The organism is Agrobacterium sp. GW821-FHT14E08 (genome assembly GCF_058803865.1).
Map to the genome: position 1 here is coordinate 100,398 of NZ_JBXAPJ010000007.1, position 13,117 is coordinate 113,514.

The window sequence follows — 13,117 nt, forward strand, 5'->3', positions numbered from 1 at the left end:
TTTTAGTTTGAGCACGCACGGGTGACAAGGCGGATTGCGATGATGGATTTTTTGCTTTTCGCGGCTTCGACGCCGGGATCATGCCGGCTGTCGCGGCGCAGGGAAGCCAAAATCACCGTCATTGAGGCCTTTACCGCCGCTTTATCAATTATGTTGCGATGCGGCATAAGCTTGCGCATTGCAATATGAGGGGTATATACCCCCACCGAGAGCGACAAATTATCACACCTTCCGTTCGCCCTTCCATCTCCAGACGAAGATGAATTGGAGTCAACCCGTGAATATTATGGCAAATGGTCCTGCCACCGCGCCGGATCAGAAAACCCGTTTGAAATCCATTATCGGCGGATCGGCGGGCAATCTCGTCGAGTGGTACGACTGGTACGTCTATTCGGCCTTCACCCTTTATTTCGCGCCGGTGTTTTTCCCTTCCGGAAACCAGACCGCAGAATTGTTGAGCGCAGCTGCCGTTTTTGCCGTCGGATTTCTGATGCGACCCATCGGGGCATGGTTCATGGGAACCTATGCTGACCGCAAGGGCCGCAAGGCCGGCCTGACCCTGTCCGTCACACTGATGTGTCTCGGCTCGCTGCTGATCGCGATCACGCCAGGCCATGAAACGATCGGTATTGCCGCACCGGCCATTCTGGTCTTCGCCCGCCTCCTGCAGGGCATCAGCGTCGGTGGCGAATATGGCGCCAGCGCAACCTATCTCAGCGAAATGGCCGGCAAGAACCGCCGCGGCTTCTTCTCCAGCTTCCAGTATGTGACGCTGATCTCCGGCCAGCTTCTGGCGCTGGCGGTGCTTCTGGTGCTGCAGCGGGTTTTGACGCCGGAACAGCTCGGTTCCTGGGGCTGGCGCATTCCTTTCTTCATCGGCGGCCTTCTTGCGATTGCCGTGTTTTACATCCGCCGTGGCCTTGTCGAGACGCAGTCTTTCGAAAATGCCAAGGCGGGTGATGCGGACAAGCCGAAATCCAGCGGATGGGCGCTGTTCAAGCACTATCCGAGGGAAGCGCTGATGGTCATGGCGCTGACATCGGGCGGCACGCTCGCCTTTTACGCCTACACGACCTATCTGCAGAAATTCCTCGTCAATACGTCTGGCTTCAGCAAGGAAAGTGCGACCGAAATCACGACGGCGGCGCTCTTTGTCTTCATGTTGTGCCAGCCGATTGCCGGTGCGCTGTCGGATAAGATCGGCCGCAAGCCGCTGATGGTGGGTTTCGGCATTCTCGGCACGCTGTTTACTTATGTCATCTTCAGCACGCTCGCGACGACCACCGATCCGATCATGGCTTTCGCCCTCGTTCTGGTCGGCCTGTTGATCGTTACTGGCTACACCTCCATCAATGCGGTGGTAAAGGCGGAGATGTTCCCCGCCCATATCCGCGCGCTCGGTGTGGCTCTGCCCTATGCGCTGGCGAACACCATATTCGGCGGAACGGCGGAATTCGTGGCCCTGAAATTCAAGCAGATCGGCCATGAAAACTGGTTCTTCTGGTATGTGACGATCATGATCGCGCTGTCGCTGGTGGTTTATGTGAAGATGCGCGATACGCGCGATCACAGCCATATCCACGAGGATTGAGCCCTCCAATCCAGACGAAACAAAGCCCCGCCACCCTGGCGGGGCTTTTTGTTTTCAGCGCATTCAGGCGGCTTCGACCGGAAGAACGATGCGGGCTTCGAACCCGTCCTGTCTGCCCGGTGCCGGAGAGGAGAGCACCAGCTCTCCGCCCGTTTGCTCCACCAGGCTCTTGACGATGGCAAGGCCAAGCCCGGTGCCATCCGCTTTGGTCGGGCCTCGGGCAAAACGTGTCGTCAGTTTCGGCAGGAGCGCCCTGTCGATTGCCGGTCCGGAATTGATGACGCGGATTGTCCCGTCCTCTTCGGCGAATATCTGTACCGGGCTTCCCGCCGGGCTGTGGATCAGGGCGTTTTCCAGAAGGTTGCGGATGATGATGCCGAAGCCATCCGCGCCGATCTTGCAATTCATGCCGCCTTCGCAGCGATTGGTGAAGCGGATGCGGGATGTGCCGATCGCCGTCCTGCTCATGTCGTCGATGACGAGTTCGAGCACGGGGATAAGATCGCTCGTGGTATCGGTCACGCCGATCCTTGCTTCGGCACGTGACATCTGAAGCAGTTTTTCAGCAAGATGGCCGAGGTGCTGCAGGGATTTTTCGATATTTTCCACGCGCGGGGCAAGTTCCGGTGGAATATCCGCGCGGAGCCGCTGCGCCTGCGCCAGCGCGCCGGCAATGGGTGTGCGCAATTCGTGGGCGCTGTTGGCGGTAAACTCCCGTTCCGCCTCGATTGCCGATCGCAGCCGCCCGAGCAGCAGATTGACGGAGCGGGCAATGGGATGGAGTTCGGCCGGAAAAGGCTGGGTTTGCAGCGGTGCCAGATTGCCGCCGTCCTTTCTGCCGATCTCGTCGCGCAGGGTCTGTATCGGCTGAAGGGTTCTGCGCACGACCACGATGACGGCGAAGATGCTGGCGGGGATGAGGATGAGGACGGGCAGCAAAAGCGCGCTGCCGGCTTCTTCTATCGCCTCGCGCCGGTTGGCAAAGGCATCGGCGACCTGAAGGAAATATTCCCCGTCCGGCGTTGCCACCGTATAGATGCGCTGCGTGGCCGTTTCGGAAAAGCCGGGTTCGAGCGAGACCTCGAAAGGCTCCGTCGAACTATCATGCGAATGCAGCACGACCTGTCCTTCCCGGTCGCGCACCTGATAGGTGAGATATTCGGCACCTTCCGCCGAGGGGTTGAGCTTTCTCGAGGCGGGGGCCGTGTTGTTTTCCCTGAGGTCGTCGGCCAGAAGCGGCAGCAGCCTTTCGGCCGTTTCCTGCACGCCGGCATCGAAAATTTCGGCGAACTCGTCCTGCATCACCATGACGCCCAGCCCGCAGGCAAGAAGCCAGGATATGGCGACGACGCTTGTCAGCGCCGTCACGAGCTTGCGGGTCATGCTGGTCGGTCTGGCCATGTCTGCCTGCTTGTAATTCTGACTATCTGATGGTGTAGCCGACGCCGCGCACGGTCTCGACGCGGTCATGGCCGATTTTCTTGCGCAGCCGGCTGATATAGACCTCGACCGTGTTGCTTTCTATTTCCGCGCCGAATTCGTAGAGCGTGTCGTGCAATTGCGCTTTCGAGACGACGGCACCGGGATATTCGACCAGTTTTTCGAGAACGGCCCATTCCCGGGCGCTGAGCGTCTGCGCCGTTCCGTCGACGGTGATATTGCGCGCCACCTGGTTGATTTCGATGCCGGGCAGGCGGATGACCGGGGCCGAGCGACCTTCATAACGGCGCGAGACCGCCAGCATGCGCGCCGAAAGTTCGTTGAGGTCGAAGGGCTTGACCAGATAGTCGTCGGCGCCGGCGTTCAGTCCGGCAATCCGGTCGGAAACCTGATCGTGGGCCGTCAGAATGATCACCGGTGTCGCATCGTCGCGGTTGCGCAGGCCCTGCAACAGGGTGATGCCCTCGCCGTCGGGTAGGCGCATGTCGAGCAGGATCAGGCCATAGCCCATGGTCCGCGTCGCCGCCATGGCGTCGCCCAGCGTCTTGAACCAGTCCACGGCGTGTCCCGCCGCTGCAACGTGGTCTCTCAGCGCTTCTCCCAGAACATGATCGTCTTCAACAAGCAGAACCCGCAAGACAGCTCCTTTATCGCGTCGTCCTGCGTATCGCTTTCACGGGATAGGCGTCAAGCACTGTGTGTTCAGCTGTTCTGGCGCTGCGTGCAGCCACCGAACACGTCCAGCGAGGGATCGTAGACGGAGGTGGAGACGTTCATCATGCCGAGGATGCTGTGGAAATAATTGTCGTGGGAGCGTCCGCCCTTGGCCGCGCTTTTCGCCAGGCAGGCTTTGTCCAGCCCCATGGATTTGGCGAAATCGTCGTCGAACCAGACCAGGAAAGGCACATGGGTCTGCTGGTCAGGCGCCAGGAGATAGGGCGCGCCGTGCAGATAGACGCCGTTTTCGCCGAGCGACTCGCCGTGGTCCGATGCATAGATCATGCCGGTTGCGAGCTTGTCGGAGCGTGCCTTCAGCTTGTCGATCACAGTCGACAGGAAATGGTCGGTGTAGAGAAGCGTGTTGTCGTAGGAGTTGACGATTTCGGCGTCGGTGCAGTTGCCAAGTTCCGCCGTCCGGCAGTCGGGGGTGAATTTCCGGAATTCGTCGGTGTAGCGAAGATAATAGGTCGGCCCGTGGCTGCCCATCTGGTGCAGCACGATGACGCTGTCCTTCGTAACGTTGTTCAGCCAGGCATCGAGCTTGTCGAAGAAGATGTCGTCGCGGCATTCTCCGCCGGTACAGAAGCGGCTGTCATTGGTGGAGGGCAGGTCGAAATAGGGAATGCGGTCGGCGACATTCTTGCTGCCGGTATTGTTGTCCAGCCATGTCGCACCGATGCCGGCATGGACGAGAACATCCATGACGTTTTCGTTGGCGAGCGCCTTGTTGTGGCTGTACTCCGAACGCGGGAACTTCGAGAACATGCAGGGAATGGAAATAGCCGTTGCGGTGCCGCAGCTGGTGGTGCTCGGGAAATAGATCACATTGCGTTTGGCGAGTTCCGGATTGGTGTCGCGCCCATAACCGTTCAGCGAAAAATTCGCGGCGCGGGCGGTCTCGCCGGCCACGATGACGGTGATGCGCGGCTTATGGACGCCGCCAATTGCGGGAAGAACCTTCGCATCCTTGCCGATGGCGCTGACCTGTATGTCGGCTTCCTTTCCGGCCTGCGTGAAATAGTGGACGGTGGACATGATCGGCGACAATGGGTTGACGCTTTTGACGATGTCCTTGTGCTGGCGGATGGCGGTGGTGAACGTCTTGGAATTTGCAAAGCTGATGATGCCGGCGACACCGAGGCAGATGAGAATGCTGATGGTGTTCCACAGGAGCTTGTCGAGGATCGGACGATGCCTGACGCGGACGAACACGATGACGAGCGATGGCACCAGCCCGAAGATGGCGAGATGCCAGAACAGGCCGGGGGTCATCAGATTGCCGGCTTCCGCCGGCGTCGTTTCCACGGCGTTGCGGATCATGTCGCTGTCAATGACGATGCCGTAACGGTCAATGAACCACGAGGCTGCCGCCGCTGCGAAGACGAGGAAGATCAGGAACGGCTTGATGAGGTATTTGGCGGAAAAAATCGTGATGAGGGCGCCGAAAAGTGCGATCATCGCAACATAAAGCGAGACGATGGCGACCGGATAGGCGGAAAGATAGGTATGGACCTTCGACCAGAATGTCTGGTTGGTGAAAAACAGCAGATAGACCGCCGTCAGCAGGCTGAGCGGCACGCTGCCGATTTCCGGACGATATGTTTCAGTTCCTGTCGCTTTCGCCGTAAAAAGAGCCACTGTCAGTTCCACCAGATTCATATATGCCGGCGGTAGCAAGGAACGTGTGGAAGCACCCGTCTTCAGGCTGCCGCATGGGCCGATTGATGGCGGATGCGTCATTTAGCTGACATCAACCTGAAAGCTTTGTCATGAAAGTGTCACATAATGCCGTGGCAGCCGATGCTCAGACGACGGCATAATACCACTTAATTCAGTCCGATGATGCCCGTTGCGGTGGTGCGCGTTGAAAATACGCGTGTGGCCCGAACCGGCAGCAGGCTGCCTGCGGGCAGGTTCTGGAAGGTCACGGTCGCCCCGGAAAGCAGGGTGAGGCAGAGCTGCCCGCCATTGCCGACATAAATCGCGCGTGTGGGAGAGGGAAGCGGGCTGGCATCGTCCGGAAGGATGTCGAAACCGTTGGACGCCGGCGATTCCAGGCCGGCGGCATAGTGTGTGTAAATTTCAGCCATTGCTGTCTCCCGTAAAACGAACCTGTCGTGAATATACGGCCTTGCGGGCGGGAGGGGACAAACGGGGACGTTGGATGTCGCGCCGGACGCGAGGACTGCGCCGTCCTGTCCGGGCAAGCGGATATTGTCTGTGTCTTCACATGCGGTTGGCTGCAATGGCCCTATCGTCACCAAATCCGCCAGATGGCCTGTGGCGGATTTTTCGTCCACGGAATCGTTCCAAATGGCTTGACGTCCCCATCCGGGCGGAGGCCTCCGCCTCAGTTCCGGGCATGGAGAATGAAGGCCCTGACGGCCGGAGAGGCTTCCGTTTTCCGGTGAGCGATTGCGAGGTCAGAGGTTGCCGAACTTGCCGCAAGCGGTACGTAACGCACCCCCGGAAGCCGAAGGCAATCGAGCGAGCGCGGCACCAGCGCGACGCCGAGGCCGATAGCCACCATGCTGGCGATGGTGGTGTAGTCCCGGCCTTCCGGGCTGATGGAAGGCTGGAATCCGGCTTCGTTGCAGGCTTCTATCGTATTGTAGTGAAAGCCGACATCCGGCGGCTGTCGCGGGGTGATGAAGGTTTCTGCGGCGAGGTTCCTGAGATCGATCTGGAGCGCAAAGGCCAGCGGATGATTTTCCGGCAAGGCGGCCATCAACGGCTCACGCAGGACCACATGGGCCGCAACACCTTCCGGGATGGGCGCCGGTGGACGGATGAAGGCGAAATCGAGATTGCCGTCGGCGATCTTGGCCAGTTGCAGTCGCATCTCCATTTCGATGAGCTGCAGCTCCACATCGGGATGAGAGGCGCGGAAACTGGAGATCGACCGGATGAGCAGGCCGGAATAAGCGGCCGAGGCAACATAACCGATGGAGATGCGGCCGGTTTCACCACGGTCGACACGCTTCAGCGCCGCAAGCGTCGCTTCGGCATTGGCAAGAATTTTCCGGGCGTCTTCGTAGAGAAGCTGGCCGGGCGTGGTCAGCTTCACCGAGCGGCGCGTCCGGTCCAAGAGCGGCATGCCGACAATGTCCTCAAGCGCCATGATCTGCTGGCTAAGTCCCGGCTGGGCAATGCCGAGGCGGGCGGCGGCGCGCTCGAAATTGCGCTCATCCACCAGCACTGTGAAATAGCGCAGGTGTCGCAATTCGAATGTCTCAGCCCGGCTTGCCGGTTTCCTGCCCATCGCATGGCCTTTTTAGCAGATTTGAATAATTCCAAGCTATTATCTGTCGGTATTTTCATAATCAATACTTCTGAAAAAAACCGCCTGCGCTTATTGGATCACAATCTGCACCTTGCGTAATAAGATGAGTTAAATTCTCCAGAAAAATATCCGCCTTGGTGGCGGCGCGGGTTGATAAAGGGTTTTGGCGGTGCAGGGAAAGACCAAACACATTTCCATTCTGGCGGGCGGTTGCGCCGCCATAGCCTATGTGGCGTTTTTGTCCTCCGGTGCTGCCTTCGCGCAGGAAGCCGGCACGACGGTGCTGCAGAGGATTACCGTGGAGGGTGTTGGAAAACAGGACCCCAAAGCCCCCGTAAAGGGCTATGTGGCGAAAACCAGCGCCAGTGCCACCAAGACCGGACGGTCCCTGATCGAGACGCCGCAATCAGTTTCCGTCATCACCAAAGACCAGATGGATGCACAGAACGTCCGCAATCTCAGCGAGGCGCTGAATTATGTTCCCGGCGTTGTCGCGCAGCCTTCGGGTTCCGATCCGCGTTTCGATGCGCCGCGCATTCGTGGATTTGCGGGAAACCAGCTGCAGTTTCTCAACGGCCTTCGACTGATGCGCACGGCGGGGGCGCCGTCCTATGAGGTCTATGGTCTGGAACGCGTGGAGGTTATTCGCGGGCCGGCTTCGGTGCTTTATGGCCAGGGCAACCCCGGCGGCCTCATCAATCTTATCAGCAAGCGGCCGACCTTCGAGCGTTTCGGCGAAGTGGGCGCGCAGATCGGCAGCTTCGATTACTACCAGTCTATGTTCGATATTGGAGGGCCGGTTGCGGATAGCGACAGCCTTGCCTATCGCCTGACCGGGGTTGCCCGCAACGCCCATGCGCAGACGGACAATCTGCAGAACGACCGTTATTTCATCGCGCCGGCGCTCACATGGCAGCCTGATGAGGATACGAAGCTGACGGTCCTTGCTTCCTATCAGCACGACAATCCGAGCTCGCCGTCCGGCCTTCCCCCAGCACTCACCTTTTCCCGGCCGGGCAATATGCTGGACCGCAGCTTTTATGTCGGTGATCCGTCTTTCGATACGTCAAACCGCAAGTTCACCAATATAGGCTACGAATTCGAGCATCGTTTCGACGAGACCTTCACCTTCCGGCAAAATGCGCGTTATTCCAATTTCGACTGGTCCTACCGCGCGCTTGGCATGTCCTCGACCAATAGCGGCATGATCGGCAATCTCATCCGCCGCAATGCGACCTTCCAGGATGAGTTGCTGAACACTTTCAATATCGACAACAGCCTCCAGGCCGATTTCTCGACAGGCCCGGTTGATCATACTCTGCTCGTCGGACTGGATTATCGCTATTTCGACAATAACGTAAAAACCGAATTCTGGGCGGCGACGCCGCTTGACCCCGTCAATCCGGTCTATGGCGGCCCGATCAGCCTGACCTCGCGCACGCTTTATGCCGATGTGAAAACCGACATATCCCAGATCGGCCTTTATGCGCAGGACGAGATTTCCTACGAAAACTGGCGGGTCACCGCCGGCCTGCGGCAGGACTGGGCAAGCACCAGCGGCACGACCTTCAACGGAACGACCTATCGATCGCTGGACAAGGACGACCACAAGCTGACCGGCCGCGTCGGCATCAGCTATCTCTTTGAGGGTGGCATCGCGCCCTATGTCAGCTATGCGACTTCGTTCGAGCCGGTGCCGCAGCCGGCTGTCGGCGATGCGCCGAAGCCGACCACCGGCGAACAGTGGGAAGCCGGCGTCAAATATCAGCCTGATGGATTCGACGGTTTCTTCTCGGCCGCAATCTATGATCTGAAGCAGAAGAACGTGACAACGACTGTCGGCGGCGTGACGCAGCAGATGGATGAGGCGCATGTGAAAGGCCTCGAACTGGAAGGCGTCGCAAGCCTGACCGACAGGCTCGATCTGCGGGCAGCCTATACCTACATGGACAGTGAAGTCGCAGGACGAGTCAATAATGGCAAGGAACTCGACAATGCGCCCCGGCACGCCGCAAGCCTCTGGCTCGATTACACCTTCGCGGAGGATACGGCGCTTGAGGGCTTCGGCATTGGCGGCGGCGTCCGTTATGTCGGAAAGCGCTATGGCGATGCGGCCAACGCCTTCGAGATGAAGGGGCTGGCCCTGCTCGATCTCGGCGTGCATTACGAGAAGAACGGCTACCGTGCCTCGCTTCTCGTGCAAAACTTGACTGATAAAGAATATATTTCTAGTTGCTCCACTTTCGGATGCTATTACGGTGACGGCAGAACCGTTATGGGCAAGCTGACCTATCGTTGGTGACGCCATATCAAAGTGAAGCAGCAGGGGCATGACGCGTAAGGATCGATGGATGTCCCCCCTTTGGGGGAGGCGGGAGTTTTTGGGCCTGCTCGCCGCTTCGGCTCTTGCCGGCAAGGCGCGGGCGGCGGCGACGCCGCGCATTGCCGCCATCGACTGGGCCATGCTGGAAACATCCGTTGCGCTCGGCGTCATGCCGGTGGCTGCGACCGAGCTCATCCAGTTCCGCGCCGGCGCGGTCGAGCCGGAAATTCCCGAGACCGTCGCCGATCTCGGCCTGCGCGGTGCGCCGAATTTCGAGTTGCTGCAACTGACCCGGCCGGACCTCATTCTCATCTCGCCTTTCTACACGCGTTACACCGGCAGGCTGGAAGCCATAGCGCCGGTGTTTTCACTGCCCTTTTACGTGAAGGGCGAGCCGCCATTTTCAAAGGCGCTTGCTGCAGTCTCGTCCCTTGGCGAAAAGCTCGGCAGGACTGAGGAAGCGCGAAAGGTTCTGGACGGGACGAACCAGGCGCTGCAAGCCATGCGCGTGCGCCTCGAAGCCTTTGCTACGCGGCCGACCTATGTGATCAACATTGGCGACGCCCGGCATTTTCGTGCCTTCGGTAGAGACAGCATGTTCGGTGATATTCTTGGCGGGCTGGGCCTCACCAATGCCTGGGCGGATCGTTCGCAATTCACCTTCGCCGCCCCCGTCCCGCTCGAAAATCTCGCGGGCTCCCCCGATGCGCGCATCGTCATCGTTTCCGATATTCCGGTCGAGGCCCGCGAGAGCCTGCGCAACAGCGCCATCTGGCGTGCGCTGCCTGCCGTGCGGGAAAATCGCGTGGTCACGCTCGGCAATGTCAGCCCCTATGGCGGCATCACCGCCGGCATGCGTTTCGCACGGCTTCTGACCGAGGCTCTGACGATACGGGGGGAAGCATTGTGACGGCGCGGCCTCTCCAGTTTCTTTTCGGGCTGGTCTTTGTTCTGGCCCTGGGGCTTTCCCTGCATGCCGGGTTGCTGCGGCTGCCTCTTGGCGCATGGCCGGCTTTGCCGTTTGATGCCACCTCCATGTCGATGGATCAGGTGATTTTCGCCTTCAGCCTGATGCCGCGCGTAGCCGTCGCCATTCTGGCGGGGGCGATGCTGGGGTTGTCGGGTGCGCTTTTTCAGCAATTGCTGCGCAATCCGATCGCCGATCCCTCCACCCTCGGCATCTCTGCCGGCGCTCAACTGGCAATCGTCACCGCAACCCTGTTTTTTCCTTCGGTGCTGGATGGTAACCGCGCCTTGGTGGCCTTGGCGGGTGCTACCGTCGCGGCGGGTGTGGTATTTCTTCTCGGTTGGCGACGATCCTTCGAGCCGGTGACCATGGTGGTGTCCGGGTTGCTGGTCGGCATCACCGCTGCCTCAGCCTCTGCAGCCCTGACGCTTGCGCAGGGCGAATATCTGATGTCGCTGGTCGTCTGGAACGGCGGCTCGCTCAGCCAGCAGGACTGGTCGAACGCCTTTCTGCTTGCTGCCCAACTTTTCCTGGGCCTGGTTCTCACCGGATTGCTGATAAGGCCGCTCACGGTTCTTGGCCTTGGCGATTCCGGTGCGCGATCGCTTGGCGTGTCGCTGTTTTCGATCCGGCTGGCGGTCGCGGCCGTCGCAGTCATGCTGGCGGCCTTCGTTGCCGCGGCGGTTGGCCTTGTCAGCTTCATCGGCCTTGCCGCGCCGGCGCTCACCCGGGCGCTTGGCGTGCGGCGAGCATCTTCCGTGCTGTTTGTTTCGCCGCTTCTGGGTGGTCTGCTGCTCTGGTTCTGCGACGGTCTCGTGCAGCTTCTGGCGAGCACGACGGCTGAGGTTTTCCCGACTGGCGCGGTGACGGCCCTGATCGGCGGGCCGCTGCTTCTGTGGCTGCTTCCCAAAATCCGGCCGACCGATGTGCATCGCGGCGAAGGTGTCGAGCTTGCGACAAGACGCCGGCTCGCGGCGCTGCTGCCAATGCTTGTCGTCATGGCGGGGCTGGTTTTTGCGGCGATTGCCATTGGCAAGGGGCCTGATGGCTGGACGGTGCTGAAGGTCGGTGATCTGCAAAGCCTGCTGCCGTTCCGCTGGCCGCGGCTGGTGGCTGCCATGGCCGCCGGCGGTCTTCTGGCCATGGCGGGCGCGCTGCTCCAGCGGCTCACCGGCAATCCCATGGCAAGCCCGGAGGTGATCGGCGTCAGCGGCGGTGCAGGCCTCGGTTTTGCCGCCGCCATCACGATTTTTCCGGCCGCCGGTCTTCTCGAGCTGTTCGTTGGCGCCGGCATCGGCTCGGCCGTGATCATGATCCTCGTGCTGTTCTTTTCGGTGCGCCGGCATCTGGCGCCGGAAAAAATACTGCTCGCCGGCATCGCCATCAGTTCGCTTTGCTCGGCGGTGCTCTCGGCGCTGCTTGCCATTGGCGACCAGCGCGCCTGGCAAATTCTCGCCTGGCTCAGCGGCTCGGGTTCAACGGCGACGCCCGTTTCGGCGATCTTTCTTGGGGTGCTTTCCGTCGTGCTGCTCGCGGCTGCGCTTTCGGTGACGCGCTGGCTGACGATCCTGCCGCTCGGAAGGGATGTGCCGCTCTCGCTCGGTCTGCCGCTTGGTGCTGCGCGCATCGCCGTTATTGCGGTGGCAGGCATTGCCACGGGGGCTGCCTCGCTGCTGGTTGGTCCCTTGAGTTTCGTCGGGTTGATGGCGCCGCATATTGCGCTTCGCGCCGGTTTCACCACGCCGCGCGACCATCTGCTCGCCTCCTTCCTGTTCGGTGCGGTGCTGATGGCGCTTTCCGACCTCGGGGCGCGGACCATGACCTTTCCTTATGAACTACCGCTCGGCCTTTTTGCGGCTCTTGCCGGTGCGCCCTACCTGATCTGGCTTTCAGGCAGGCGCTGATGATGTCTTTGAGCGATTTACGGAGATGAGAACCATGGGTCAGGCAGCACTTGCCGTCGATTATGACGATATCCCGCTTTTTTCACTGGAAAAAGTGACGATGGAGGTGCCGGGCAGGAGATTGCTGCATCCTCTGACGGCCAGCTTTCCGACCGGCAAGACGATCGGCCTGATCGGCCATAACGGTTCTGGAAAATCCACGCTGCTCAAGATTCTCGCACGCATTCAGGAGCCGACGGCGGGTAGCGTCTCATTTGAGGGAAAGGCGCTCGGAAACTGGGGCAATCGCGAATTTGCGCGAAAGCTGGCCTATCTGCCGCAATATACGCCGGCCGCCTCCGGCATGCTTGCCAAGGAACTGGTGGCGCTTGGCCGTTACCCCTGGCATGGCGCTCTCGGCCAGTTCACCCGGGCGGATCAGGACAAGGTGGACGAGGCCATCGAGCTGACCGATACGGTAGCCTTCAGGGACCGGCTGGTGGACACGCTTTCAGGCGGTGAGCGCCAGCGCGTATGGCTGGCAATGCTGGTTGCCCAGAACGCTGAAAGCCTGCTTCTGGACGAGCCCATTTCGGCTCTCGACATGGCGCACCAGCTCGAGGTTCTTTCCCTGGTGCAGAGACTGTCACGGGAAAAGGGTCTCGGCGTCATCGTGGTGCTGCATGATGTCAACATGGCGGCGCGGTTCTGCGACGAGATCGTCGCGCTCCATTCCGGCAATCTGATTGCAAGGGGAACGCCTGAAGAGATCATGACGCCGGAGACGCTGGAGCGGATCTATGGTGTGCGCATGGATGTCATGACCCATGCCGCAACCGGCCTTCCCGTCGCTTTGCCGCTTTAAGCTTGTTGCAGCAAAACAACGCGCGGAAAAGCCTGCTGTTGACAG

11 protein-coding genes are annotated in these 13,117 nt (G+C 60.2%); 5 read left to right on the forward strand and 6 right to left on the reverse strand.

The features are described 5' to 3' along the window. Positions 1–2: 2 nt before the first annotated feature. Positions 3–218, reverse strand: a complete 216-nt coding sequence (locus tag AC1ROR_RS21690) for a hypothetical protein (RefSeq protein WP_498590705.1) — start codon at positions 216–218, stop codon at positions 3–5. Positions 219–286: 68 nt separating this feature from the next. On the opposite strand from AC1ROR_RS21690, the gene AC1ROR_RS21695 reads away from it, so the two are divergent. Continuing rightward, on the forward strand, positions 287–1,591 hold the full coding sequence (locus tag AC1ROR_RS21695; protein WP_035223795.1) for an MFS transporter: 1,305 nt from the start codon (positions 287–289) through the stop codon (positions 1,589–1,591). Positions 1,592–1,654: 63 nt separating this feature from the next. Here AC1ROR_RS21695 and AC1ROR_RS21700 read toward each other — a convergent pair whose 3' ends face one another. The 5 genes from AC1ROR_RS21700 to AC1ROR_RS21720 form a co-directional block, all read right to left on the reverse strand. Next, entirely contained in the window at positions 1,655–2,992 is a 1,338-nt protein-coding gene (locus AC1ROR_RS21700) for a sensor histidine kinase (RefSeq protein WP_498590706.1), read from the reverse strand. A gap of 22 nt (positions 2,993–3,014) precedes the next feature. Further along, a complete protein-coding gene (locus tag AC1ROR_RS21705) occupies positions 3,015–3,668 on the reverse strand; it encodes a response regulator transcription factor (protein ID WP_142173364.1) in 654 nt (217 codons plus the stop codon). A gap of 65 nt (positions 3,669–3,733) precedes the next feature. Next, positions 3,734–5,401, reverse strand: coding sequence for a phosphoethanolamine transferase (locus AC1ROR_RS21710; RefSeq protein WP_498590791.1), 1,668 nt, complete (start codon positions 5,399–5,401; stop codon positions 3,734–3,736). Between the two features lie 176 nt (positions 5,402–5,577). Then, positions 5,578–5,841 (reverse strand): spike base protein, RCAP_Rcc01079 family, encoded by a 264-nt coding sequence (locus tag AC1ROR_RS21715; protein ID WP_498590707.1) that lies wholly within the window; start codon positions 5,839–5,841, stop codon positions 5,578–5,580. Between the two features lie 260 nt (positions 5,842–6,101). Continuing rightward, positions 6,102–7,013, reverse strand: coding sequence for a LysR family transcriptional regulator (locus AC1ROR_RS21720; RefSeq protein ID WP_035223788.1), 912 nt, complete (start codon positions 7,011–7,013; stop codon positions 6,102–6,104). A gap of 190 nt (positions 7,014–7,203) precedes the next feature. Between AC1ROR_RS21720 and AC1ROR_RS21725 the strand changes: the two genes are divergently transcribed. From AC1ROR_RS21725 to AC1ROR_RS21740, 4 genes are read left to right on the forward strand one after another with little or no spacing between them, the layout of a single operon-like run. Further along, on the forward strand, positions 7,204–9,336 hold the full coding sequence (locus tag AC1ROR_RS21725) for a TonB-dependent siderophore receptor (RefSeq protein WP_498590708.1): 2,133 nt from the start codon (positions 7,204–7,206) through the stop codon (positions 9,334–9,336). Positions 9,337–9,364: 28 nt separating this feature from the next. Then, on the forward strand, positions 9,365–10,267 hold the full coding sequence (locus AC1ROR_RS21730) for an iron-siderophore ABC transporter substrate-binding protein (RefSeq protein WP_498590709.1): 903 nt from the start codon (positions 9,365–9,367) through the stop codon (positions 10,265–10,267). Then, entirely contained in the window at positions 10,264–12,228 is a 1,965-nt protein-coding gene (gene fhuB / locus AC1ROR_RS21735; RefSeq protein ID WP_498590710.1) for a Fe(3+)-hydroxamate ABC transporter permease FhuB, read from the forward strand. The genes AC1ROR_RS21730 and fhuB overlap by 4 nt, the downstream gene beginning before the upstream one ends. A gap of 34 nt (positions 12,229–12,262) precedes the next feature. Then, a complete protein-coding gene (locus tag AC1ROR_RS21740) occupies positions 12,263–13,072 on the forward strand; it encodes an ATP-binding cassette domain-containing protein (RefSeq protein WP_498590711.1) in 810 nt (269 codons plus the stop codon). Positions 13,073–13,117 lie beyond the last annotated feature (45 nt).